Below are 24,470 nucleotides of genomic sequence, written 5' to 3'. Positions count from 1 at the left end.
GCCTGTCGGAGCGTTTATAGTTGAGCCGCAGCGGCTTTATCTACCAGCATTTGCACCTGCGGATGGGCTTTTAACAGGGTCGCCGGAATACTGGCGTCGATATCTGAGCGCAGAGTCTGCGCCACGATAGCGGCCTTTTTCTCACCGCTGGCCATCACAATCACTGACTTCGCCGCCAGAATCGTTTTCATCCCCAGAGAAATCCCCTGTTTCACGTCGCGAGCCTGGCCGAAATACTTCACGGAAACCGACTGGGTGACCTCATCCAGATCGACAACGTGACACTCCGTATCCTGCGCCGCGCTGGGCTCATTAAAGCCGATATGACCATTCATGCCGATGCCGAGCACGATAATATCAATGCTCCCGTGGCCCGCGATGAAGCGATCCACGCGGCGGCACTCCTGCTCAGGGTCGGTCGTTAAGCCGTCAAAGAAGCAGATTTGTTCATCACGTAACGTCAGACGGCTGAAGAAATGCCCCCAGACCATCTCGCGACAGCTGCCCTTATCGGCTTTGCCCAGCCCCAGCCACTCGTCCAGGCCGACAAACGCCGCGCGGGAAAAATCGACGTTGCCCTCTTCGCTGGCACGAACCAGAACATCAAACACCCCCAGCGGCGTATCGCCCCCGGCAATGCAGATCAGGGCATCCGGTTTGCGGGTGACGGTGTCGATCACGCGCTGGGCCACAGTGGCGCTGAGCGCCCGGTAATCTTCAACAATTTCAACGTTCATCGCAGTTCCTTAGCGTTTCGTGTATTGCGGCAAATAGGCGTGGTTCACTTCCAGATACTCATCGAGGATTTGCTCGGCAATGGCGGCGGAGGGCACGATGGGGTTGATACTCAGCGCCAGAAGGGCGGTGGCATAATCTCCGGTGACGGCGGCCTCGACCGTCAGCTCTTCGTAGGCTTTGACACTCTGGATTAACCCGCGAATTTTCACCGACAGTCTGCCGTAGGCCAGCGGATGGGCGCCGTTTTTATCGATGACGGCATTGGTTTCCAGGGTGACGTGATCCGGCAGATCTGGCGTCGCGCCGTTATTCACTGTATTGACCACGTGCACTTCTTTTTTGTCGTTGAAAATCGAGCTGATGATCGAGCAGGCCGTGTCGGAGTACCACGCACCACCGCGCTGCTCCAGCTCTTTCGGCTTGTGGTTCAGGTTCGGGTCCTGGTACAGCTCAAACAGTTTGCGCTCGATTTCACGCGTTTGCTCACCGCGTGTGCCCTTATTTGCGCAATCGCGGATAGCCGTTTCCGTCATTTCGCGGGTCAGGAAGTAATACTTGAGATAGGAGATCGGATACATGTGCAGCGCGCGGGCAAAGCGCGCGGTAAAGCCAATATCCGGGATATTTTTCAGCGAGTTATTGGCACTGCCAACGGCCAGTTTTTCGATAAAATCATCGGTACAATCGTCGCCTTTCACGTAAATTTTATCGGCAAAGATCAGGTGGTTCAGGCCGATGATGCGCGCGTAGATATCCGCTTTGCGGACGTCGTAGGCTTTGGCGATGTCCATCATCATGCTGTTTGCACCGCTGCAAATCCCGATGGTCTTAATTGCGGAGTGGCGAGTGATGGCTTCTGTCACAATGCCCGCCGGGTTAGTGAAGTTGATAAGCCACGCGTTCGGACACCATTTTTCCATCGCTTTGCAGATATCCAGCAGCACAGGAATGGTGCGCTGGGCTTTCATAAAACCGCCTGGCCCGGTGGTTTCCTGGCCGAGTACGCCGTATTTCAGCGGGATTTTCTCATCGTTGATGCGCGCATCAAGGAAGCCGACGCGCAACTGAGTAGTAACGAAATCGGCATCTTTCAGAGCCGTTTCCCGATCCAGCGTCAGGTGAATGTTCATCGGGATACCCGCTTGCGCCACCATGCGCTGGGCGAGCTTGCCGACGATCTCCAGCTTCTCTCTCCCTTCTTCAATGTCCAGCAGGTAGAAATCGGTGACCGGCAGTTCGTCGTAGCGTTTGATAAATCCATCGATCAATTCCGGCGTATAGCTTGAGCCACCACCAATCGTGACAATTTTGAGCTTTTTCATCGTGAATCCTTTTTACAAGATGGGATCGGGGAGTTTTTCAGCTTCACGGCGCGAGTGTTCTTCCGCCGCTTCTGTTTCTAACTGTTTGCGTTCTGCGAGTTTGAAAAACGGCAGCCAGACGAGGGCTGAAATGGCAATGGTGCAGACTGACCAAATCACGGCCGGAATATTGCCTCCGGTGACAAACCAGGCCGCGAAAATAGGCGGCATAGTCCAGGGGATTTGCAGTACCGGGCGGCCAATAATGTCGAAATACATCAGCGCGTAAGTCGACGTACAGAGAATCATCGGGGTTAAGGTAAAGGGGATCATCAGTAACGGGTTAAAGACAATCGGGCAGCCAAATATCACCGGCTCATTGATGCAAAATATTGCGGAGGGCAAAGAGAGTTTGCCGACGGATTTATACAGCTTGCTGCGCGAGCGCATCATCGCCATGACTAACCCGAGCGTCGCCCCGGTGCCGCCGAGACACATAAAGACGATATAAAACCCGTCGGCGGTGATGTGCGGAATAGGCTGGTGGTGTAAATAGGCCTGGGTATTTTCGGCGATGTATTTCAGGAAGATTGGTGCGGTGATACCGGAGAGCACGTTGTCGCCATGGATACCGCAACACCAGAGTAGTGAGATCAAAAAGATTAAGACCAGCATGCCGGGAAGCGATCCTAAGCCGGTGACCAGCGGGCTGAGAATAAGCGTAAAGAAATTATTAATATCGAAGTTAAGAATGACCCTAACGAACCAGATTAAGGTAATTGCCACTGCCGCCGGGATCAGGCTTGCGAAAGATTGGGCGACCGCAGGAGGGACGCCTTCGGGGAGTTTAATCACCACGTTATGATGAATAAAGAAACGGACAATTTGCACCGTCAGAATCGAGAGAATAATGGCGGAGAACAGCCCGGCAGCCCCCAGGTTATCGACATTGAGCTGGTACTTATCGTTAAGCTGGGCCAGTAAAAAGACCACCATGGTGATGATGGCGCAGGTCAGGGCGTTGAGGCTGTACTCTTTCGCCAGGTTGTAGCTGATGCCGATGGCTGAAATCAGTCCGATGGCGCCGAAGGTTACAGCAACCGGTGCGCTGAGCTTCTCGGCGTAAGGGCCAAGCCAGTCGGTCCAGCCCGGAATCGGTAAATTCGCGAGGATCAGAAACAGACTGCCGGTAATGGTGAAGGGGAGCGTCAGGGCAATGCCGTTACGCACCGCCACCAGGATTTTGTTTTCACCGACGCGAATCAGGACAGGAATGACTCTGTTCTCAAGAAATGTAATCACATTGCTTACTCCAGAAGAGATTTCTGTTCTTCGCCATTCTTCATTTCCAACCGCTTTAGTGGGCGAAGTGTTTAACTGGTATATGCCAGTTGAAATGAGTTTTTCACGGAAGCCTGTAGCTGTCAAACAGGGGCGAAATGACAAAAGTAATCCGTATCTCAATGAAATTAAGCAGTTTTAGTCACGGTGAAAGTGCGTGATGAGAATCAGTTTCAGAAAGAAAGATAAGAATTGTGATTCCCGCCGCAATTATCAGCAGAGAAAATAAAGGCCGGCGCGATGGCCAGCCTGAGGGGAATAACAGCGTCTATTTACGCCTCGTAGTAGTTATAAATCCCTGCTGCCATCACCAGCGAGGACGCGACCTCATAGGCTTTTTCTCGCCCGACAAGCAGATCGATAATCTTGAGTGCAAAATCAATCGAGGTTCCTGGCCCCTGGCTGGTCAGCAGGTTGACGCGCGGATCCCAGACCACCCGTTTATCGACCCACTGTCCCTCGGGGATGCGGTCTTTCAGCGTCGGGAAGCCGGTCATGTTGCCGATGGGGAAGAGGTCATGGGGAACCAGTACGGTGGCTGCCGCAGCGCAGAGGGTGGCGACAATTCGCCCGGAGAGATGAAACTGGCGCACGGTTTCGACCAAAAGGGGGCTGTCGCGAAAACACTCCGCTCCTTTCAGGCCGCCGGGCAGAACAATCACGTCGAAATCGCCGTCCGCCACTTCAACCAGCGGTGCATCGGCCAGCAGCTTCACGCCGCGCGAGCAGACGATAGTCAGATTGCCATCGCTGGCGACGCTGGCGGTGGTGACGTTTATCCCGCCGCGAACCAGCAAATCAATGGTCGTGACTGCTTCTGTCTCTTCGCTACCAGGGGCGAGGCATACCAGTGCCGACGCGCTCATACTCACTCTCCTTACGTTTAACCAGGTCATACAGGCGGATATTTTCCGGCACGTTGATGCCATGTGCGCGGGCTCGTTTGAGCAGATAGCCGGTGATGTAGTCGATTTCTGTGTGCCGCTGTGCGCGCACATCCTGCAGCATCGATGAGATATTTTCAGCGGTGCTGTCGATAATCTGCTCGACGTAGTAACGGATATCGTCTTCCGAGGTGTGGATGCCCTCACGCTCAATCACGGCCGCGACTTCAGCGCACAGGGCCGCTACTTCCTGCGGATGGTTTTTCAGCTCACCGTTCGGGCAGTCCAAAAGCGCCGTCAGCGGGTTGATCACGCAGTTGACCGCCAGTTTGCGCCACAGCTGTGGGCGAATGTTGTTGTGCCAGGCCACGTCGGGCAGCACATGTTGCAGCACGTCGGCGAGATAGCTGTAATCGCCATCCTGCTCGCGCGCCGGTCCCATATGGGTGACGCCGCTTGCCACGTGGACGATGATATTACCGTCGCGACGGGCCGCATGGGTGGTGATCGCCATCAACAGCGGCTGTGGGATGCTGTTGAGCTCTTCGAGGGTGCCCATGCCGTTATGCACCAGAAGAATGGGCGTGGTGCGGGGCAGGGTGTTCGCCAGCGCTCTGACGGCATCCGATACCTGCCAGGCCTTAAGGGTAACCAGCAGCAGGTCGCTTTGCGCCAGGAAATCAGGATCGTTGGCGGTGAGCGATTCGTTAAAGATACTTCCATCTTCATCGATCAGGTTTACACTGCAATACGGCTGGGGGACGCGTAGCCAGCCTTGTACCTCGTGTCCATGTTTGCACAATGTGGTGAGCCAAAGCTGGCCCAGGGCTCCGCATCCGAGCACGGTAATTTTCATTGTTCCTCCTCACCTGCAACTGCGCCAGGCGTGTCGGTTAAGTATAGCGCCGTCAGCTAAGCTTCTGTTGAGTTATGCCTCGTTGCGGGTATTATGCAACGCAACAAAAGTAAAGGGAGAAGAAAAGATGCCATCTTTCGATATTGTTTCAGAAGTTGATATCCAGGAAGTCCGCAACGGTGTGGATAACGCCAGCCGTGAAGTTGAGTCACGTTTCGATTTTCGTGGCGTAGAGGCGAGTTTTGAGCTGAACGACGCGAATAAGACCATCAAGGTTTTGAGCGAGTCCGATTTCCAGGTCAATCAGTTGCTGGATATTCTGCGTGCCAAGCTGTTAAAACGCGGCATTGAAGGGACGTCTCTGGATGTGCCGGAAGAGTTCGTGCACAGCGGCAAAACCTGGTTTGTTGAAGCCAAACTTAAGCAGGGTATTGAGAGCGCGATGCAGAAGAAAATCGTTAAGCTCATCAAAGACAGTAAGCTGAAAGTGCAGGCGCAAATTCAGGGCGAAGAGATTCGTGTCACCGGTAAAGCGCGCGACGATCTGCAGGCCGTTATGGCGCTGGTGCGCGGCGGCGACCTGGGACAGCCGTTCCAGTTTAAGAACTTCCGCGATTAAAAACGAAAATGCCCGGCAAGCCGGGCATTTTTTCAGGCTTTAATAGCCTGTTCCACTTCGAAGCGATTGGTGACTTTACTGTCGATTTTGACGTAAGCACTTCGCTCTTCTGGGACGATCAGCACTTCGCTGACCCCTTCTGTTGTTTCCAGCCGCTGTTTCAGCGCGTCGCTTATCTCCACACCGTCCGGGATTTCCACCCGCAGGCTGCTTACGTAGCGCGGCTCTTTCATGGTGCTGGCAACCAGCAGCCAGACCATCGCCAGCAGCGCGCCGGCAAGAAATACGGTCTGCGAATCGAATAATCCGTCTACCCAGCCACCGAACGAACCGCCGATGGCGACGCCCAAAAACTGGCTGGTGGAGTAAATGCCCATCGCCGTACCTTTGTATCCGGCTGGGGATTCTTTGCTGATTAACGATGGCAGCAGGGCTTCCATCAGGTTAAAGGCGAGGAAGAACAGCTGCACGCCCAGCACCAGCTCCCAGAAGTGCGGGCCGGAGCCCCACAGCACAATTTCTGCGATTAATAGCAGCGCCACACAGCCCAGGAATACGCGCTTCATGCGACGTTTTACTTCGGCGTAGATGATAAACGGCACCACGGAAACGAAGGAGATCAGCATCGTGACCAGGTAAATCTTCCAGTGCTCAGCCGCCGGGAATCCGGCTGCCGCCAGCTGGCCGGGGAGGGCCACGAAGGTGGACATCAACAGGATGTGCAGACACATGATGCCGAAGTTGAGCTTCAGCAAACGTGGTTCAACGATGACTTTACTGAAGCAGCCTTTCACCATGCCCGATTCACGGTTCAGAACGTGATTTTTACTGTCCGGCACCACCCAAATCGTTAGCGCAATGCCAATCGTCGCCAGTACGGCAATCATCCAGAAGAGGGCATTCAGGCCCAGCTTATGGGTAATGATCGGGCCAAGCACCATGGCAATAGCAAAGGTGACGCCAAAGCTGACGCCAATAAACGCCATCGCTTTGGTTCGGTTCTGTTCGCGGGTTAAATCCGAGAGTAGCGCCATTACGGCGGCGGCAATCGCCCCTGAGCCTTGCAGCGCACGGCCAAGAATAATGCCCCAAATGGAGTGTGACAGCGCGGCAATAATGCTGCCGAGGACAAAGATCAGCAGGCCACCGACAATCAGTGGCTTACGGCCAACGCGATCGGAGAGTAGCCCGAAGGGGATCTGAAATATCGCCTGGGCCAGGCCATAGATGCCAATTGCCAGACCAATTAACGCCTCGCTGGCGCCCTGAAGTGCCATACCATAGGTAGTCAGAACAGGCAGGACCATAAACATGCCAAGCATGCGCAGCGAGAAAACAGTCCCTAAACCCCAGGTTGCGCGCAGTTCGCCTGGTGTCATTTTATAATCGTTCATTACCACCTCTGTTCAAAAGCAGGCACTAGTGTAGGCGGGGTGTTAAGTGCGGTAAATAGGTGTTTGTTTAAGAGATATTACGGGGGCTGAACATTGCCGGTGGCGGCTTCATTTTACCCGGCCTGGCGGTTACGCAGGCCTGTGCAAGCGGAGCGCGACAGGGCAAAAAAAAGCCGGGTTATCATCACCCGGCTTGTTCATATCAGCGTGCTTACCAGACGTAAGTCAGCAGATTGTGTGAATCAGGCACCATAAAGTCGACGGACATCATCACGGACAGGGAGGTGATAGCGACAATCGAGAACACAAACAGCTTACGTGCCCACACTTTATCGTCTTCCACTTTGTACCCGCGCAGCGCCATACCGAGCCACCAGACGCTCACCGCAGCAGCCACCACCAGATATTTGTATCCAGCGTAACCTCCGAGAGAGAGCATCAGCGTCGCCACGGCGAAGGCGATGATGTACAGCGTGATGTGATTCTTGGCGACTGAAATACCTTTCACGACCGGCAGAACCGGGATGTTCGCTGCCTGATAATCCTTGAAGCGGAAAATCGCAATGGCGTACGAGTGCGGCATCTGCCACAGGCTAAAGATAGCCAGCAGAATCAGCGCACCGCTGTCGAACTCGTTCGTGACGGCGCAGTAGCCAATCACCGGCGGCGCAGCGCCGGAGAGAGAACCAATCAGCGTACCGTAGACGGAGTGACGTTTCATATACAGGCTGTAGACGCCCACATACACCACGAAACCCATCACCCCCAGCCAGCAGGCCAGAGGGTTGGCACCAAACCACAGCAGCATAAAGCCAGCAAAGCCCAGCAAGGTGGCGTACACCAGCGAGACGGCAGGAGATATCAGGCCTTTGACAAGCACCCGATTCTTGGTCCTTTCCATCTTCCTGTCGATATCCATGTCGATGTAGTTGTTAAATACACAACCGGACGCAACCACCAGTGACACGCCAATCAACGTGGATGCGAAGAGGGTGTAGTCAATGCTGCCCTTAGAGGCCAACAGGAACCCTCCGATCACAGAGATCAGGTTGCCAAAGATGATGCCTGGTTTCGTTACTTGCAGGTATTGCTTAAACATACTCGCCGCTCTTAGTGAACCATCATGTTGTAGTTCAGGTTCCACATAATCCAGATGGAACCGACTACCAGGATAGCGATGATAATCACGGTAAAGATGAAGGCCGTCATGTTCCAGCCCTCATCGGATTTGGTGTTCATGTGCAGGAAGCAAACCAGATGCACCAGAATCTGCACCACAGCGGAGATCAGGACTGTGCCCAGAATCACCGTGTGAGAAGCCGTTCCGCTCATCACCATCCAGAACGGGAGCGCCGTCAGGATGATCGACAGGATGAAACCTGTCATATAGGTTTTCACGCTACCGTGGGAAGCGCCATGATCGTTAGTATGACTCATTACATCGCCCCCATCAGATAGACAACCGAGAACACGCAGATCCACACCACGTCCAGGAAGTGCCAGAACAGACTCAGGCACATGATACGGGTGCGGTTAGTATTGGTCAGGCCGCGACGATAAACCTGGAACATCAGCACCGCCATCCAGATCAGACCAGATGTTACGTGCAGACCGTGGGTACCTACCAGTGCGAAGAACGCTGACAGGAAGCCACTGCGATCCGGGCCCATGCCTTCAGCAATCAGGTGATGGAATTCATAGAGTTCCATCCCGATAAATCCAGCACCAAACAACCAGGTCAACGCCAGCCAGGAGACAACCTGGCTCTTGTTGTTTTTGTACATGGCGATCGCCGCCATGCCGTAGGTGATGGAGCTGAACAGCAGCAGAGCGGTTTCAACCAGAACGAACGGCAGCTCGAAAATGTCCTTGCCAGTCGGGCCGCCCGCTGTGCCGTTCACCAGAACGGCATAGGTCGCGAACAGACAGCAGAACAGAATGCAGTCGCTCATCAGGTAGATCCAGAAGCCGAAGACTTTCATCGGCCCTGTATCGTGGTGCGCGTGGTCATGCGCATGGGCAGTTGGGTGCGCCAAAGTATCAGTTGCCATTTTTCAGCCCCGCTTTAGAAATCTCATCGAAATGCTGGTTTTCCAGTTTTTCGACTTCACGGACTGGTACGTAGTAGTCCACGTCCTCGTCAAAGCTCTTCACAATCCAGCTAATGATCACGCCAGCGAAGCTCGCGATCGCCAGCCACCAGATGTGCCAGATCATGGCGAAGCCAAATACCGTTGCGAAGGCGGCAATCACAATGCCCGCACCGCTGTTTTTCGGCATGTGGATCTCTTCGTAATGCTCAGGTTGCTTGTACGCTTCGCCTTTCTCTTTCATTTCCCAGAATGCGTCGCGCTCATGGATCTGCGGCACAATGGCAAAGTTATAGAACGGAGGCGGGGAAGAGGTTGCCCACTCCAGCGTACGGCCACCCCATGGGTCACCGGTCAGGTCACGGTTCTGCTCGCGGTCGCGAATAGAGACGTAGAACTGAATCAGCTGGCATGCGATACCCATTGCAATCAGTACCGCACCACAGGCTGCAACAACCAGCATTGGGTGGAACTGTGGATCAATCTGCTGGCTCAGGCGACGGGTCATACCCATGAAGCCGAGCACGTACAGCGGCATGAAGGCCACGAAGAAACCAACGATCCAGAGCCAGAACGCGCGTTTGCCCCAGGTTTCGTTCAGCGTGAAGCCAAACGCTTTAGGCCACCAGTAGGTTACGCCAGCGAAGCAGCCGAAGACGACGCCGCCGATGATAACGTTATGGAAGTGCGCAATCAGGAACAGACTGTTGTGCAGAACGAAGTCAGCACCTGGTACCGCCAGCAGTACGCCGGTCATCCCACCTACAGAGAAGGTGACGATGAAGCCAATGGTCCACAGCATTGCTGAGTGGAACACGATACGGCCCTGATACATGGTGAACAGCCAGTTGAAGATCTTCACCCCAGTCGGGATGGCGATAATCATGGTGGTAATACCGAAGAAGGCGTTTACGTTCGCGCCCGCACCCATGGTGAAAAAGTGGTGCAGCCAAACGATGAACGACAGGACGGTAATACACACGGTTGCCCACACAAGCGAGGTGTAACCAAACAGGCGTTTACGCGAGAAGGTCGCGGCGATTTCGGAGAACACACCGAAGACCGGCAGAACCAGGATGTACACTTCAGGGTGACCCCATGCCCAAATCAGGTTGATGTACATCATCATGTTGCCGCCCATATCATTCGTGAAGAAATGGGTGCCCAGATAACGATCCAGGGTCAGCAACGCGACGGTAACAGTCAGAATTGGGAAGGAGGCAATAATCAGGATGTTGGCGCACAGAGATGCCCAGGTAAATACCGGCATCTTGAACATGGTCATGCCAGGGGCACGCATCTTGATAATGGTCACGAAGAAGTTAATACCGGTCAGGGTCGTACCGATACCGGAGAGCTGAATCGCCCAAATCCAGTAATCGACGCCTACGCCTGGACTGTATTCAATTCCCGAAAGCGGCGGGTAAGCCAGCCAGCCGGTCTGTGCGAATTCGCCCACACCCAGTGACAGGTTAACCAGGATAACGCCGACAACCGTAAACCAGAAGCTCAGGTTGTTCAGGAACGGGAACGCTACGTCGCGCGCGCCGATTTGCAGCGGCACAACCACGTTCATCAGACCGATAACCAGCGGCATCGCCACGAAGAAGATCATAATCACGCCGTGCGCGGTAAAGATCTGGTCGTAGTGGTGCGGTGGCAGGAAGCCGGCCTCACCTGCCGAAGCAAGTGCCTGCTGGCTACGCATCATGATTGCATCGGCAAAGCCACGAATTAACATGACGATACCGACGATGCAGTACATGATACCGAGTTTTTTGTGGTCAACCGAAGTCAGCCACTCATTCCACAGGTAGCTCCACTTACCGAAGTAAGTGATCAGGCCCAGTAAGGCCGCGCCACCAATGATAATTGCAGCAATCGTAACCACGATAATCGGTTCATGGTACGGCACTGCATCCAGTGTCAATTTTCCGAACATTTTCTTCCTCGGCCCCTTAGTGAGAGGTTTCCGCGTGGCTCATGTCCATGCCTTCCATACCTTCGTGCGAGCTGTGCTCACCTTCTGGCTGAGTCATGTTCATGCTCTTCCCGTGGTCCATAAATTTGTTCACAACGTCTTTAAACAAATCAGGTTTCACGTTAGAGAAGTACTCCACCTTGTTGTATTCGCTAGGTGTTGCCACTTTCTCGAATGCCGCCATGTCAGACATGGTGTTAGTAGACTGTTTCGCTTTAGCGACCCACTGGTCGAAAGCGGCACGGTCCGGCGTCGCGATAGCTTTGAACTTCATACCTGAGAAGCCCGGGCCACTATAGCTGGCGGAGATACCGTCGTAGGTGCCTGCTTCATTCGCGATCAGGTGCAGGTTTGTCTGCATACCGGCCATCGCGTAGATCTGGCTGCCCAGACGCGGAATAAAGAAGGAGTTCATCACGGAGTTAGAAGTGACTTTGAACTGCACCGGAGTGTTCGCCGGGAAGGCGATTTCATTCACGGTAGCAATGCCCTGCTCCGGATAGATGAAGAACCATTTCCAGTCCATGGAGACCACTTCAATGGTAATTGGTTTTTCATCGTGAACCAGCGGTTTGCTCGGCTCAAGCGCGTGAGTGGTTTTCCATGTCAGCACGGCAAGGAACAGGATGATCAGGATAGGCACCGTCCAGACCACAGCTTCCACTTTATTGGAGTGTGACCAGTTAGGGCTATACTTCGCATCTTTATTGCTCGCACGGTACTTCCAGGCGAAACCAACAGCCATCAAAATGGCAGGAATAACGACAATCATCATCAGGCCGAAGGCTGTCAGAATCAGTGAACGTTGTTCCAGTCCAATCTGTCCTTTGGGGTCGAGAAGCGCAGAATCACAGCCACTGAGTAAAACAGTGCCTGCAAATAACGACAACCATCCCAAACTTTTATTGTATTTCCTAAGTGTCATTTAACGACCTCAATTCCACGGGGACCTGGTGGCGTTTAAAGTGTGGGGGCATTTTACGGGAAGGTTACATTACTGTAAACATCATTAGCCCTGTGTCAGGAAGGTGTTACCGGGTTCTGCCGCACGTGTCACATGTGTTGCAAATTATGTCTATTTTTAAGACAAAAGCCCGATGGTACGGGAGTTATAACGAAAGGGCTTACAAGGATACCGTAAACGGGGCAATTGGTATAATCATTGTTAAAAATAAACAATAAATTAACAAAAAAGTATCAATTAAAAGACAATTGAAATACGAAAATTTAATCTGCCAGAAGCTGAATCGTTTAACGAAAAATAGCGAAGCAGGGGAGGTTCCAATAATTTCTGGAACCTATCCAGCACAAAACAACAAATATTTTTCCGGGCCGAGGTCGGTTATTTCTCCGTTATAATTTCGTGTCGTTATTACCACGGTAAATAACCTTTCGGTTTTAGCTTCAGGTCAGCCGCGTTTTACGCAGTGCCATGAAATCGAGAAGACCCCCGGTGACAATCCCGATGACAGCAAGTAACCCGCCGACGTCCAGCAGGATCGCTTCAAACGGCAGTTCAAGCGCCGTGGAGGCGTTGATAATCAACAGGATCAGCCACAGCGCCAACATCACACAGCCGACCAGCAACAGCCGCAGGGCAAAACGATAAGCGCCCTGATATTCTGTGCGCGGCATAAAGTGATCCGTCTTCTGGGTATATTCCAGCGTCTGTCGGCAGACCAGCAGCAATAATATCCCTGGGACCGCGGCAAAAACGGAGAACAGATAAAACGTCGGCCAGCCGTGCGCTTCGACAAACCAGCCTGCAATCGGCCCGACATACACACGGCCGACGGCGGAAAGGGCAGAGAGCAGCGCAAACTGTGTCGCGGAAAACGACTTATTGCAGAGCGTCATTAACAGGGCGACAAATGCCGCTGTCCCCATCCCGCCGCACAGGTTTTCAAAGAACACGGCGGCAGCCATGCTGAACATCTGTTTATCGGTAATAGAGAGCAGCCAGTAACCGGCATTGGAGACGCCCTGCAAAATGCCGAAAATCAGCAGGGCGCGGAACAGCGACAGACGCTGCATCAACACGCCGCCATACAGCGCGCCTAAAATGGTTGCAAACAGCCCCAGCGTTTTATTCACCACCCCGACTTCACCCGCATCAAACCCGACACCGCGAATCAGGAACGTGGTGGTCAGGCTCATGGCAAACGCATCGCCGAGCTTATAAAGGACGATCAGCAGTAAAATCAGCCAGGCGTTGTTGCGCCCAAAGAAGTCTCGCAGCGGTTCGGCGACGGCCTGCTCGAGCGTGCGGGGAACCGGGATAACATCGCTCGGTTCAGGGGCGAAAAAGGTCGCAATAATGCACGGGATAAGCAGGGCGGCCATCAGCCAGTACATCCCCTGCCAGCCGAGATAGCGGTCGGCCAGCCACAGGGCTAACCCGCCGGACACCAGCATCCCCAGGCGGTAGCCGAGAACGCTAATCGCCGCGCCGGTCCCGCGCTCTTCTGCCGGTAGTACATCCGTTTTCCAGGCATCAAAAACGATATCCTGCGAGGCTGAACAGAAGGCGATCACAACCGCCAGGGCGGCCATCCAGCGTAATTGTGTTGATGGCTCCAGGAACCCCATCGCGGCGATCGCCAGCAACAGCAGAATCTGAGTCATCACCAGCCAGCCACGGCGTCTGCCGAGGAATGGCGGGGTATAGCGGTCCATCACCGGCGACCATAAAAACTTAAAGACATAGGCCTGGCCGACAAGGGAGAAGAAACCAATGGTTTTGAGATCGATATTCTCGACCGTCATCCAGGCCTGAAGCGTGCCGGACGTGAGGGCGAGAGGTAAACCGGAGGCGAAACCAAGGATCAGCAATATCGCTGATTTTGGCTGCTGGAAAATGCGCAAGTAATGACTGGACATGTTTCTATATGACTGACCCGGCGAAGCGCCGGGTCAGTGTGCGGGATTAACGCGCGTTCTGCTTGATGAATTCGTGAATGCTGGTGTCCTGCGCCATGTCGGCGATGGTATCCGTCAGCACGCTATTCACTGCGTTAGCAATGTTCTGGTTGGAGGCCTGGAAGGCACCTTCAACCGAGTAGCTTGCACGATAGTTTTTGTTCATCTTGTTGCCGTTCTTCGCGGTGGCGATGATGGCAATATCCGCTTTGGTGGAGATATTGTAACGCACGTTGCCCTGAGAAACGTCGGCATACAGATTGTTGACAATGATCTGCAGATCAACAGCCCCGCTTGGACCAACCATGTAACCGCGAGCGGTCATCTGTTTTTCCAGCACTTCCTGCAGCAGGAAGCGCAGGTCGCGGGAAGCGGTCAGCGTTACCTGTTGGTTGTCGCGAGTCACTTTCGCCAGCGCTTGATCCTGACGCTGATCGGCACCGTTGATGCTCACGGTGACGCCCATCAGGCTCGGGTCCTGCTGTGGCAGGGTAATTTTTGGCGAAACGTCAATGGTGGTCGGCGGAGTGGCGCAACCAGCCAGCATGAAGAGAGCTACCAGCGGAAAGAAGAGTTTTTTTAACATTTCAGGTTCTCAACGGATCGTTAGCATATACAGAGAAAAATTGCCGCCATCATAACATCGCTAACGGCAAGGGGAAGTGGTCAACGCATGTAAATTCATCGTCTTGTCTGAAATCTGACCACCACTGACATTTTCTTTACTGCACCAGGGACAAAACGTATGAGGGAGACAGTGAACTTCATCCATTTGAATGAGGAAATCAGACGAAAGCTAAATATTTGTTGTCTTGATGTAATGGAAGCGGTAAAAGCGGCTAACATTTAAAGGGATGGGTGACATCTCAGCGTTGTCAGAGGAGTAATATCATGATGATACGTGAACAGATCGAAGAAAAACTAAGGACAGCGTTTAATCCCGTGTTCCTCGAAGTTGTCGATGAGAGCTACCGTCATAACGTGCCGGCCGGTTCTGAAAGCCATTTCAAAGTTGTACTGGTTAGCGACCGCTTCGTAGGGGAACGCTTCCTTAATCGTCACCGTATGATCTACGGAACGTTGACGGAAGAACTCTCCTCCACAGTGCATGCGCTGGCCCTTCATACCTACACCATTAAGGAGTGGGAAGGGTTGCAGGATACGATCTTCGCCTCACCACCTTGTCGGGGTGCGGGAAGCATCGCGTAATCGATCCGGGTTGCAACCGCTGGAGTTTTTCCAGTATGTTGCATACAGAATGATGTCAAGACGGCCTGCGGGCCGTTTTGTTTTGTCTGCGTTTTGAACGTGTGGGGCGAATTTTAGGCCAAAAATAGCCTTAAATTGTGAAAAAAGCCGCAGCTAGATGCCCCAACCGTTCTCGACTCACCCAAGTGATGCCGCTATAATGCCGCGTCTTAATGAATGTCTTCGGGATGATTCTGGCGACAGGGAATGTGAATCTGCTAAATAGTGAGCATCCCGGTATTGCGAGACAAATTCAGAGTTGACCGAGCACTGTGATTTTTTTGAGGTAACAAGATGCAAGTTTCAGTTGAAACCACTCAAGGCCTTGGCCGCCGTGTAACGATTACTATCGCTGCTGACAGCATCGAAACTGCTGTGAAAAGCGAGCTGGTCAACGTAGCAAAAAAAGTACGTATTGACGGCTTCCGTAAGGGTAAAGTACCGATGAATGTCGTTGCTCAGCGTTATGGCGCTTCTGTTCGCCAGGACGTGCTGGGTGACCTGATGAGCCGCAACTTCATTGATGCCATCATCAAAGAAAAAATCAATCCAGCCGGCGCACCGAACTACGTTCCGGGCGAATACAAACTGGGCGAAGACTTCACCTACTCCGTAGAGTTCGAAGTTTACCCAGAAGTTGAGCTGAAAGGTCTGGACACCATCGAAGTTGAAAAACCAATCGTTGAAGTGACCGACACCGACGTTGACGGCATGCTGGATACTCTGCGTAAGCAGCAGGCGAACTGGAAAGACAAAGACGGCGCTGTTGAAGCAGAAGACCGTGTCACCATCGACTTCTCCGGCTCTGTAGACGGCGAAGAGTTCGAAGGCGGCAAAGCGACTGACTTCGTACTGGCGATGGGCCAGGGTCGTATGATCCCAGGCTTCGAAGACGGTATCAAAGGCCACAAAGCGGGCGAAGAGTTCACCATCGACGTGACCTTCCCTGAAGAATACCACGCTGAAAACCTGAAAGGTAAAGCAGCGAAGTTCGTTATCAACCTGAAGAAAGTTGAAGAGCGCGAACTGCCAGAACTGACTGAAGAGTTCATCAAACGTTTCGGCGTTGAAGATGGCTCCGTAGCCGGTCTGCGCGCAGAAGTGCGTAAAAACATGGAGCGCGAGCTGAACGGCGCCGTGCGTAACCGTGTGAAATCTCAGGCTATCGAAGGTCTGGTGAAAGCGAACGAAATCGACGTTCCTGCAGCACTGATTGACAGCGAAATCGACGTTCTGCGTCGCCAGGCTGCACAGCGCTTCGGTGGCAACCAGCAGCAAGCGCTGGAACTGCCTCGCGAACTGTTCGAAGAGCAGGCTAAACGCCGCGTTGTAGTCGGTCTGCTGCTGGGCGAAGTGATTCGTACCCACGAGTTGAAAGCTGACGAAGATCGCGTGAAAGGCCTGATCGAAGAGATGGCTTCTGCTTACGAAGATCCGCGTGAAGTGGTTGAGTTCTACGGCAGCAACAAAGAGCTGATGGACAACATGCGCAACGTAGCCCTGGAAGAGCAGGCTGTTGAAGCGGTTCTGGCTAAAGCAAAAGTGACTGAAAAAGCCACTTCTTTCAACGAACTGATGAACCAGCAGGCGTAATTCTGCCCCAACGGTTTAAAGTTTGAACAAAAACCCGTTGCCATTTGGTAACGGGTTTTTTTTATCGCAGTAATAGCCCAGGAAGAGTGCTAAAACGCCCTTTCGGTGTTAGCGTTACAACAAAAGATTGTTATGCTTGAAATATGGCGATGCCGTCCCCATAAGTGTGTAATCACGATGAATGAGACTGGCTGATAATCCGTCCATAAGGTTACAATCAGTACAGCAGGTATTTTCCAATTTTTATCCAGGAGACGGAAATGTCATACAGTGGCGAACGAGATAACTTTGCACCCCATATGGCTCTGGTGCCAATGGTTATTGAACAGACCTCTCGCGGTGAACGTTCTTTTGATATCTATTCCCGTCTGCTCAAGGAACGCGTTATCTTTCTGACCGGCCAGGTGGAAGACCATATGGCGAACCTGATCGTGGCGCAGATGCTGTTCCTGGAAGCGGAAAACCCGGAAAAAGACATTTACCTGTATATTAACTCCCCTGGCGGCGTGATCACTGCCGGGATGTCCATTTATGACACCATGCAGTTCATCAAGCCTGACGTCAGCACCATTTGTATGGGGCAGGCGGCATCGATGGGTGCGTTCCTGCTGACCGCAGGGGCAAAAGGCAAACGTTTCTGTCTGCCAAATTCCCGCGTGATGATTCACCAGCCGCTGGGCGGATACCAGGGCCAGGCGACAGACATTGAAATTCATGCGCGTGAAATTCTGAAAGTGAAAGGGCGCATGAATGAACTTATGGCGCACCACACGGGTCAATCACTTGAGCAGATCGAGCGTGATACCGAGCGCGATCGCTTCCTCTCCGCATCAGAGGCAGTTGAGTACGGCTTAGTGGACTCCATTTTGACCCATCGTAATTGATGCCCACGGCGCGAGTGTGCCGCTATACTAAGGTAGGCGGCATTTTGCTTCACAGTAACTTGCGTCTGAGAATGGCATTTGCGTCGTCATGTGCGGCACAAAGAACTTAAAAAGAGGTTTGGACTCATGACAGATAAACGCAAAGATGGTTCGGGCAAACTGCTGTACTGCTCTTTTTGCGGCAAAAGCCAGCATGAAGTGCGAAAACTGATTGCCGGGCCGTCCGTGTATATCTGCGACGAATGTGTCGATTTATGTAACGACATTATCCGCGAAGAGATTAAAGAAGTAGCGCCTCATCGTGAGCGCAGCGCATTGCCGACTCCGCACGAGATCCGTCATCATCTTGATGATTACGTTATCGGCCAGGAACCGGCGAAAAAGGTGCTGGCAGTTGCAGTGTACAACCACTACAAACGTCTGCGTAACGGCGATACCAGCAATGGCGTTGAGCTTGGCAAAAGTAACATTTTGCTGATCGGCCCAACGGGTTCCGGTAAAACGCTGCTGGCCGAAACGCTGGCACGTCTGCTGGATGTTCCGTTCACCATGGCTGATGCTACCACGCTGACCGAAGCCGGTTACGTGGGTGAAGACGTTGAAAACATCATTCAGAAGCTGCTGCAGAAGTGTGACTACGACGTGCAGAAAGCCCAGCGCGGTATCGTATATATCGATGAGATCGACAAAATCTCTCGTAAATCCGATAACCCGTCCATCACCCGTGACGTATCGGGCGAAGGCGTGCAGCAGGCTCTCCTGAAGCTTATCGAAGGTACAGTTGCCGCCGTTCCACCGCAGGGTGGACGCAAACATCCGCAGCAGGAGTTCTTGCAGGTTGATACCTCTAAGATCCTGTTCATCTGCGGTGGCGCGTTCGCAGGGCTGGATAAAGTGATCGCCAACCGTGTTGAAACCGGCTCCGGCATTGGTTTTGGCGCGACGGTGAAAGCCAAGTCCGAGAAAGCGAACGAAGGCGAACTGCTGTCGCAGGTTGAGCCAGAAGATTTGATCAAGTTTGGTCTGATTCCTGAATTCATCGGTCGTCTGCCGGTAGTGGCAACGCTGAATGAGCTGAGTGAAGATGCGCTGATTCAGATCCTGAAAGAGCCGAAAAATGCGCTGACCAAGCAGTATCAGGCATTGTTCAATCTGGAAGGCGTGGATCTGGAGTTCCGTGACGAAGCGCTGGTCGCTATCGCGAAGAAAGCGATGGTCCGTAAAACGGGTGCGCGTGGTTTGCGCTCAATCGTTGAAGCGGCGCTGCTCGACACCATGTACGATTTACCGTCCATGGAAGATGTCGAAAAAGTGGTGATCGACGAATCCGTTATTAGCGGCCAATCTAAACCAATGCTGATGTATGGCAAACCGGAAGCCCAGCAGGCGTCTGGCGAATAATTAGCCAAATCATACAAGCAGTTAATCAAAAAGGGGGGATTTTATCTCCCCTTTTATTTTTCCTTATTCATAGCGTTGAATGTGTGGGAAACATCCCCATATACTGGTTACATGTTTATGGTTGTGTAACACAGTGACATGACCTGCTTACCTGGCGGACACTAAACTAAGAGAGAGCTCTATGAATCCTGAGCGTTCTGAACGCATTGAAATCCCCGTATTGCCGCTGCGCGATGTGGTGGTTTATCCGCACATGGTCATACCCTTATTTGTAGGGCGGGAAAAATCTATCCGTTGCCTTGAAGCCGCCATGGATCATGATAAGAAAATCATGCTGGTGGCGCAGAAAGAAGCATCAACGGATGAGCCGGGTGTAAACGATCTTTTCACCGTCGGGACCGTGGCCTCTATTTTGCAAATGCTGAAGCTGCCTGACGGCACCGTGAAGGTGCTGGTAGAGGGCTTGCAGCGTGCGCGTATCACTACGCTTTCTGATGATGGCGAACACTTCTCTGCCAAAGCGGAGTACCTTGAGTCGCCGCAGCTCGACGAGCGCGAGCAGGAAGTGCTGGTGCGCACGACGATTAGCCAGTTTGAAGGCTATATCAAGCTGAACAAAAAAATCCCACCAGAAGTGCTGACGTCGCTTAATAGCATCGACGATCCTGCGCGTCTGGCGGACACCATCGCTGCACACATGCCGCTAAAGCTGGCTGATAAACAGTCCGTGCTGGAGATGTCAGACGTGAACGAGCGTCTGGAATATCTGATGGCGATGATGGAATCCGAAATCGATCTGCTGCAGGTTGAGAAACGCATTCGCAACCGCGTCAAAAAGCAGATGGAGAAATCCCAGCGCGAGTACTATCTGAACGAGCAAATGAAAGCCATTCAGAAAGAACTCGGCGAGATGGACGACGCCCCAGACGAAAACGAAGCGCTGAAGCGTAAGATCGACGCGGCGAAAATGCCGAAAGAGGCAAAAGAGAAAGCCGAAGCAGAACTGCAGAAGCTGAAAATGATGTCTCCGATGTCGGCCGAAGCGACCGTGGTTCGCGGCTATATCGAATGGATGGTACAGGTACCGTGGAATGCCCGTAGCAAGGTCAAAAAAGACCTGCGTCAGGCGCAAGAGATCCTCGATACCGACCACTACGGGCTTGAGCGCGTCAAAGACCGCATCCTTGAGTATCTTGCGGTTCAGAGCCGTGTGAACAAGCTGAAAGGCCCGATTCTGTGCCTGGTAGGGCCTCCTGGTGTGGGTAAAACCTCTCTGGGTCAGTCCATCGCCAAAGCTACCGGACGTAAATACATCCGTATGGCGCTCGGCGGCGTGCGTGATGAAGCGGAAATTCGCGGTCACCGTCGCACGTACATCGGCTCCATGCCGGGTAAACTGATTCAGAAAATGGCGAAAGTGGGCGTTAAAAACCCGCTGTTCCTGCTCGATGAGATCGACAAAATGTCTTCGGACATGCGTGGCGATCCGGCGTCTGCTCTGCTTGAAGTGTTAGATCCAGAACAGAACGTGGCGTTCAGCGATCACTATCTGGAAGTGGACTACGATCTCAGCGATGTGATGTTCGTAGCGACCTCCAACTCCATGAACATTCCGGCTCCGCTGCTGGATCGTATGGAAGTGATCCGTCTGTCCGGTTACACCGAAGACGAAAAACTGAACATTGCCAAGCGCCATCTGTTGTCGAAACAGATTGAGCGTAACGCGCTGAAAGAGAGCGAGATTACGGTCGACGACAGTGCGATTATCAGCATTATTCGTTACTACACTCGTGAAGCGGGCGTGCGTAGCCTTGAGCGTGAAATCTCTAAACTGTGTCGTAAGGCGGTTAAACAGCTTCTGCTGGATAAATCCCTGAAGCACATCGAGATCAACGGCGACAATCTGCACGAATATCTGGGCGTACAGCGCTTTGATTATGGCCGTGCTGATAACGAAAACCGCGTGGGCCAGGTGACCGGTCTGGCATGGACGGAAGTGGGCGGCGATCTGCTGACCATCGAAACCGCCTGTGTGCCAGGCAAAGGCAAGCTGACGTACACCGGTTCTCTGGGCGAAGTCATGCAGGAGTCCATTCAGGCAGCGCTGACCGTGGTCCGCGCGCGTGCGGAGAAGCTGGGTATTAATCCTGACTTCTACGAAAAACGCGACATTCACGTCCACGTTCCTGAAGGGGCTACGCCGAAAGACGGCCCAAGTGCCGGTATCGCGATGTGTACCGCGCTGGTCTCCTGTCTGACGGGTAACCCGGTGCGTGCTGATGTGGCGATGACGGGTGAGATCACGCTGCGTGGTCTGGTGCTGCCGATCGGTGGTTTGAAAGAAAAACTGCTGGCTGCTCACCGCGGTGGTATTAAAACCGTATTGATCCCGCATGAGAACAAACGTGATCTGGAAGAGATTCCTGACAATGTTATCGCCGATCTGGATATCCATCCGGTGAAACGCATTGAGGAAGTTCTGAGCCTCGCGCTGCAGAATGAGCCCTCTGGAATGCAGGTCGTAACCGCAAAATAGTGACCTCGCGCAAAGAGCGCTAAGAAAAACAAGGCTGACAGGTGATTTCTCACTTGCCAGCCTTTTTTTGTATAGCTAATTTAGATTGCTGATTGGGTTAGCCATCAACAACGGGTGTTGTAAGGTCATGGCAGGCCTGATATAACTGCTGCGCGGTCGCGTCGTGAAGGATTCAGGCGCGATATAAATTATAAAGAGAGGAAGAGAACAGTGAATAAATCTCAACTGATTGACAAAATTGCTGCGGGTGCTGATATCTCTAAAGCTGCGGCTGGACGTGCGTTAGATGCATTAATTGCCTCTGTAACTGAATCTCTGCAATCCGGGGATGACGTTGCGCTGGTAGGTTTTGGTACTTTTGCTGTTAAAGAGCGTGCTGCCCGTACTGGCCGCAACCCTCAGACCGGTAAAGAGATCACCATCGCTGCCGCTAAAGTGCCAGGTTTCCGTGCAGGTAAAGCACTGAAAGACGCAGTAAACTGATCGCTTTCTCGTTCAAGGGAAGTTGAAAAGTACAAGGGCGCATCATTTGATGTGCCTTTTTTGTTTGTCCAGCGCGACTTTATGCGAGTTTATGCGCGTTGTGGGCTGACATTTACCCCGGTTTCTTGTCACAATACAACCTTACGCGCTGCGGTCAGGATTTTCCCCAGCGTGAGGTCACCAGTCACCTACAGCGGAGTGTGGTTTCACCATGATGGACAACTTACGCACGGCTGCTAACAGTCTCGTGCTCAAGATTATTTTCGGTATCATTATCGTGTCGTTTATTTTGACCGGTGTGAGTGGATACCTGATTGGCGGTAGTAGCAACTACGCCGCGAAAGTGAATGGCCAGGAAATCAGCCGCGGGCAGTTTGAAAATGCCTTTGCCGGGGAACGTAATCGCATGCAGCAACAGCTGGGCGAACAGTTCTCTGAGCTTGCAGCGAACGAAGGCTACATGAAAACCCTCCGTCAGCAGACCGTGAATCGTCTTATCGACGAAGCGCTGCTCGATCAGTATTCCCGACACCTGGGACTGGGCATCAGCGATGAGCAGGTCAAAAAGGCCATTTTCGCGACCCAGGCTTTCCAGTCTAACGGTAAATTCGATAACTCCCGCTACACCGCCATCGTTAATCAGATGGGGATGACGCCGGATCAATACGCTCAGGCGCTGCGTAATCAGCTGACCACTCAGCAACTGATTAACGCGGTAGTCGGTACCGATTTCATGCTTAAGGGCGAAACCGACGAGCTGGCAGCCCTGGTGGCTCAGCAGCGTGTCGTTCGCACCGCAACAATTGATGTCAACGCACTGGCGGCAAAACAGTCAGTCAGCGACGACGAGATCAAAGCCTACTACGAGCAGAACAAAAACAACTTCACCGCACCTGAGCAGTTCCGCGTGAGCTACATCAAGCTGGACGCCGCAGCTATGCCGGAAACAGCGTCTGACAGCGAAGTACAGTCTTACTACGACCAGCACCAGGATCAGTTCACTCAGGCGCAGCGTAACCGTTACAGCGTCATTCAGACCAAAACTGAAGCCGATGCTAAGGCGATTGTCGACGAGCTGGCTACAGGCGCCGACTTTGCGACACTGGCCAAATCGAAATCCACCGACATCATCTCTGCGAAAAACGGTGGTGATATGGGCTGGCTGGAAGACGCTACCACGCCAGATGAGCTGAAAAACGCGGGCCTGAAAGAGAAAGGCCAGTTGTCCGGTGTGATCAAATCCTCTGTCGGTTTCCTGGTGGCGCGTCTGGATGATGTCCAGCCTGCTAAAACCAAACCGCTGGCTGACGTTCGCGATGATATCGCCGCGAAAGTGAAGCAAGAGAAAGCGCTGGATGCGTACTACGCGCTGCAGCAGAAAGTGAGCGACGCGGCGAGCAATGACAACGAATCTCTGGCGGGTGCTGAGCAGGCTGCTGGCGTGAAAGCCGTAGAAACGAGCTGGTTCGGTCACGACAACCTGCCTGAAGAGCTGAACTTCAAACCGGTTGCCGATGCCATCTTCAACGGTGGTCTGGTCGGAGAGAACGGTACGCCGGGCAGCAACTCTGACATCATCACCGTTGACGGCGATCGTGCGTTTGTTCTGCGTATTGCGGAGCATAAAGCCGAAACCATCAAACCGCTGGATGCTGTGAAAGATCAGATTGCTACTCTGGTCAAACACACCAAAGCTGAACAGCAGGCGAAGCTGGATGCAGAAAAACTGCTGGCGGAGCTGAAAGCAGGTAAAGGTGATGCGGCGCTGAAAGCGGCGGGTCTGAGCTTTGGTGAGGCGAAAACCCTGAGCCGTACAGGTCAGGACCCGGTGAGTCAGGCGGCATTTGGTCTGAGCCTGCCTGCGAAAGACAAACCGAGCTTTGGTACGGCGTCTGACATGCAGGGCAACATCGTTCTGCTGGCGCTTGACGAAGTTAAAGCAGGCACCATGCCGGAAGAGCAGAAAAAAGCGATGGTTCAGGGCATCACCCAGAACAACGCCCAGATCGCTTTCGAAGCACTGATGAGCAACCTGCGCAAAGATGCCAAAATCAAGCTGGGCGATATCATCACGCAGCAGCAGTAATTACGGCGCTGCTCGCAGATTTTCGCAACGCACTGCAATATTTAAAGGCCGCTTACGCGGCCTTTTCCATTTCTGAAATCTGCTGTTTGTTGTTGTTTTTGAGGGCGGGTATTGTG

At 53.0% G+C, this 24,470-nt stretch carries 21 protein-coding genes; 8 read left to right on the top strand and 13 right to left on the bottom strand.

Features of this window, described 5'->3' with window-relative positions; translation table 11 throughout:
* Positions 1 to 14: 14 nt before the first annotated feature.
* The 5 genes from F153LOC_RS06290 to panE all read right to left on the bottom strand — a co-directional run bounded on the left by F153LOC_RS06290 (position 15) and on the right by panE (position 5,120).
* Entirely contained in the window at positions 15 to 737 is a 723-nt protein-coding gene (locus F153LOC_RS06290) for a glucosamine-6-phosphate deaminase (RefSeq protein ID WP_102104300.1), read from the bottom strand.
* A 9-nt stretch (positions 738 to 746) separates the two neighbouring features.
* Complete coding sequence (locus tag F153LOC_RS06285; RefSeq protein ID WP_102104299.1) at positions 747 to 2,060, bottom strand: 6-phospho-beta-glucosidase; 1,314 nt, start codon at positions 2,058 to 2,060, stop codon at positions 747 to 749.
* 12 nt (positions 2,061 to 2,072) lie between these two features.
* The gene (locus F153LOC_RS06280) at positions 2,073 to 3,341 is read right to left on the bottom strand and encodes a PTS sugar transporter subunit IIC (protein ID WP_102104298.1); all 1,269 of its coding nucleotides are present in this window, start codon (positions 3,339 to 3,341) and stop codon (positions 2,073 to 2,075) included.
* A 311-nt stretch (positions 3,342 to 3,652) separates the two neighbouring features.
* Positions 3,653 to 4,246, bottom strand: coding sequence for a protein deglycase YajL (gene yajL / locus F153LOC_RS06275; RefSeq protein ID WP_102104297.1), 594 nt, complete (start codon positions 4,244 to 4,246; stop codon positions 3,653 to 3,655).
* Positions 4,209 to 5,120 carry a 2-dehydropantoate 2-reductase gene (panE, locus tag F153LOC_RS06270; protein ID WP_102104296.1) on the bottom strand — a complete coding sequence of 304 codons (912 nt, stop codon included), beginning with the start codon at positions 5,118 to 5,120 and terminating at the stop codon, positions 4,209 to 4,211. The genes yajL and panE overlap by 38 nt, the downstream gene beginning before the upstream one ends.
* A 127-nt stretch (positions 5,121 to 5,247) precedes the next feature.
* Between panE and F153LOC_RS06265 the strand changes: the two genes are divergently transcribed.
* Positions 5,248 to 5,739: a YajQ family cyclic di-GMP-binding protein gene (locus tag F153LOC_RS06265; protein WP_095280993.1), complete on the top strand. Its 492-nt coding sequence runs from the start codon at positions 5,248 to 5,250 to the stop codon at positions 5,737 to 5,739.
* 32 nt (positions 5,740 to 5,771) lie between these two features.
* Here the strand turns inward: F153LOC_RS06265 and F153LOC_RS06260 are convergent, their stop codons facing one another.
* The 8 genes from F153LOC_RS06260 to F153LOC_RS06225 form a co-directional block, all read right to left on the bottom strand.
* Positions 5,772 to 7,133 (bottom strand): MFS transporter, encoded by a 1,362-nt coding sequence (locus tag F153LOC_RS06260; RefSeq protein WP_100777412.1) that lies wholly within the window; start codon positions 7,131 to 7,133, stop codon positions 5,772 to 5,774.
* Positions 7,134 to 7,344: 211 nt separating this feature from the next.
* A complete protein-coding gene (gene cyoE / locus F153LOC_RS06255; RefSeq protein ID WP_100777411.1) occupies positions 7,345 to 8,232 on the bottom strand; it encodes a heme o synthase in 888 nt (295 codons plus the stop codon).
* An 11-nt stretch (positions 8,233 to 8,243) separates the two neighbouring features.
* On the bottom strand, positions 8,244 to 8,570 hold the full coding sequence (locus F153LOC_RS06250) for a cytochrome o ubiquinol oxidase subunit IV (protein ID WP_100777410.1): 327 nt from the start codon (positions 8,568 to 8,570) through the stop codon (positions 8,244 to 8,246).
* A complete protein-coding gene (locus F153LOC_RS06245) occupies positions 8,570 to 9,184 on the bottom strand; it encodes a cytochrome o ubiquinol oxidase subunit III (RefSeq protein ID WP_095280996.1) in 615 nt (204 codons plus the stop codon). Before F153LOC_RS06245 ends, F153LOC_RS06250 begins: the two co-directional genes overlap by 1 nt.
* Positions 9,174 to 11,165, bottom strand: a complete 1,992-nt coding sequence (gene cyoB, locus F153LOC_RS06240) for a cytochrome o ubiquinol oxidase subunit I (RefSeq protein WP_100777409.1) — start codon at positions 11,163 to 11,165, stop codon at positions 9,174 to 9,176. Before cyoB ends, F153LOC_RS06245 begins: the two co-directional genes overlap by 11 nt.
* 16 nt (positions 11,166 to 11,181) lie before the next feature.
* A complete protein-coding gene (gene cyoA / locus F153LOC_RS06235; RefSeq protein WP_100777408.1) occupies positions 11,182 to 12,129 on the bottom strand; it encodes a cytochrome o ubiquinol oxidase subunit II in 948 nt (315 codons plus the stop codon).
* A gap of 479 nt (positions 12,130 to 12,608) precedes the next feature.
* On the bottom strand, positions 12,609 to 14,084 hold the full coding sequence (gene ampG / locus F153LOC_RS06230; protein WP_102104295.1) for a muropeptide MFS transporter AmpG: 1,476 nt from the start codon (positions 14,082 to 14,084) through the stop codon (positions 12,609 to 12,611).
* 46 nt (positions 14,085 to 14,130) lie between these two features.
* Positions 14,131 to 14,709 carry a lipoprotein gene (locus tag F153LOC_RS06225; protein WP_100777406.1) on the bottom strand — a complete coding sequence of 193 codons (579 nt, stop codon included), beginning with the start codon at positions 14,707 to 14,709 and terminating at the stop codon, positions 14,131 to 14,133.
* Between the two features lie 305 nt (positions 14,710 to 15,014).
* Between F153LOC_RS06225 and bolA the strand changes: the two genes are divergently transcribed.
* The 7 genes from bolA (at position 15,015) to ppiD (ending at position 24,354) form a co-directional block, all read left to right on the top strand.
* Positions 15,015 to 15,332, top strand: a complete 318-nt coding sequence (bolA, locus tag F153LOC_RS06220) for a transcriptional regulator BolA (protein WP_100777405.1) — start codon at positions 15,015 to 15,017, stop codon at positions 15,330 to 15,332.
* 333 nt (positions 15,333 to 15,665) lie between these two features.
* Positions 15,666 to 16,964 carry a trigger factor gene (gene tig, locus F153LOC_RS06215; RefSeq protein WP_100777404.1) on the top strand — a complete coding sequence of 433 codons (1,299 nt, stop codon included), beginning with the start codon at positions 15,666 to 15,668 and terminating at the stop codon, positions 16,962 to 16,964.
* A gap of 260 nt (positions 16,965 to 17,224) precedes the next feature.
* Positions 17,225 to 17,848, top strand: coding sequence for an ATP-dependent Clp endopeptidase proteolytic subunit ClpP (gene clpP / locus F153LOC_RS06210; RefSeq protein WP_003021624.1), 624 nt, complete (start codon positions 17,225 to 17,227; stop codon positions 17,846 to 17,848).
* Positions 17,849 to 17,974: 126 nt separating this feature from the next.
* The gene (gene clpX, locus F153LOC_RS06205; RefSeq protein ID WP_095281003.1) at positions 17,975 to 19,249 is read left to right on the top strand and encodes an ATP-dependent protease ATP-binding subunit ClpX; all 1,275 of its coding nucleotides are present in this window, start codon (positions 17,975 to 17,977) and stop codon (positions 19,247 to 19,249) included.
* Between the two features lie 181 nt (positions 19,250 to 19,430).
* The gene (gene lon, locus F153LOC_RS06200; RefSeq protein ID WP_102104294.1) at positions 19,431 to 21,785 is read left to right on the top strand and encodes an endopeptidase La; all 2,355 of its coding nucleotides are present in this window, start codon (positions 19,431 to 19,433) and stop codon (positions 21,783 to 21,785) included.
* 210 nt (positions 21,786 to 21,995) lie between these two features.
* Positions 21,996 to 22,268 (top strand): nucleoid-associated protein HU-beta, encoded by a 273-nt coding sequence (gene hupB, locus F153LOC_RS06195; protein ID WP_010428111.1) that lies wholly within the window; start codon positions 21,996 to 21,998, stop codon positions 22,266 to 22,268.
* A gap of 211 nt (positions 22,269 to 22,479) precedes the next feature.
* Positions 22,480 to 24,354: a peptidylprolyl isomerase gene (ppiD, locus tag F153LOC_RS06190; RefSeq protein WP_102104293.1), complete on the top strand. Its 1,875-nt coding sequence runs from the start codon at positions 22,480 to 22,482 to the stop codon at positions 24,352 to 24,354.
* Positions 24,355 to 24,470: the final 116 nt, after the last annotated feature.

It is taken from the genome of Lelliottia sp. F153 (assembly GCF_002870005.1).
Lineage (GTDB): Bacteria > Pseudomonadota > Gammaproteobacteria > Enterobacterales > Enterobacteriaceae > Enterobacter > Enterobacter nimipressuralis.
This window is presented reverse-complemented; position numbering and strand designations above follow the sequence as displayed.

Coding starts and splice junctions, on each gene's coding strand:
- F153LOC_RS06290 (WP_102104300.1), bottom strand. CDS start 737: ATGAACGTTGAAATTGTTGAAGATTACCGGGCGCTCAGCGCCACTGTG.
- F153LOC_RS06285 (WP_102104299.1), bottom strand. CDS start 2,060: ATGAAAAAGCTCAAAATTGTCACGATTGGTGGTGGCTCAAGCTATACG.
- yajL (WP_102104297.1), bottom strand. CDS start 4,246: ATGAGCGCGTCGGCACTGGTATGCCTCGCCCCTGGTAGCGAAGAGACA.
- panE (WP_102104296.1), bottom strand. CDS start 5,120: ATGAAAATTACCGTGCTCGGATGCGGAGCCCTGGGCCAGCTTTGGCTC.
- F153LOC_RS06265 (WP_095280993.1), top strand. CDS start 5,248: ATGCCATCTTTCGATATTGTTTCAGAAGTTGATATCCAGGAAGTCCGC.
- F153LOC_RS06260 (WP_100777412.1), bottom strand. CDS start 7,133: ATGAACGATTATAAAATGACACCAGGCGAACTGCGCGCAACCTGGGGT.
- cyoE (WP_100777411.1), bottom strand. CDS start 8,232: ATGTTTAAGCAATACCTGCAAGTAACGAAACCAGGCATCATCTTTGGC.
- F153LOC_RS06250 (WP_100777410.1), bottom strand. CDS start 8,570: ATGAGTCATACTAACGATCATGGCGCTTCCCACGGTAGCGTGAAAACC.
- F153LOC_RS06245 (WP_095280996.1), bottom strand. CDS start 9,184: ATGGCAACTGATACTTTGGCGCACCCAACTGCCCATGCGCATGACCAC.
- cyoB (WP_100777409.1), bottom strand. CDS start 11,165: ATGTTCGGAAAATTGACACTGGATGCAGTGCCGTACCATGAACCGATT.
- cyoA (WP_100777408.1), bottom strand. CDS start 12,129: ATGACACTTAGGAAATACAATAAAAGTTTGGGATGGTTGTCGTTATTT.
- ampG (WP_102104295.1), bottom strand. CDS start 14,084: ATGTCCAGTCATTACTTGCGCATTTTCCAGCAGCCAAAATCAGCGATA.
- F153LOC_RS06225 (WP_100777406.1), bottom strand. CDS start 14,709: ATGTTAAAAAAACTCTTCTTTCCGCTGGTAGCTCTCTTCATGCTGGCT.
- bolA (WP_100777405.1), top strand. CDS start 15,015: ATGATGATACGTGAACAGATCGAAGAAAAACTAAGGACAGCGTTTAAT.
- tig (WP_100777404.1), top strand. CDS start 15,666: ATGCAAGTTTCAGTTGAAACCACTCAAGGCCTTGGCCGCCGTGTAACG.
- clpP (WP_003021624.1), top strand. CDS start 17,225: ATGTCATACAGTGGCGAACGAGATAACTTTGCACCCCATATGGCTCTG.
- clpX (WP_095281003.1), top strand. CDS start 17,975: ATGACAGATAAACGCAAAGATGGTTCGGGCAAACTGCTGTACTGCTCT.
- lon (WP_102104294.1), top strand. CDS start 19,431: ATGAATCCTGAGCGTTCTGAACGCATTGAAATCCCCGTATTGCCGCTG.
- ppiD (WP_102104293.1), top strand. CDS start 22,480: ATGATGGACAACTTACGCACGGCTGCTAACAGTCTCGTGCTCAAGATT.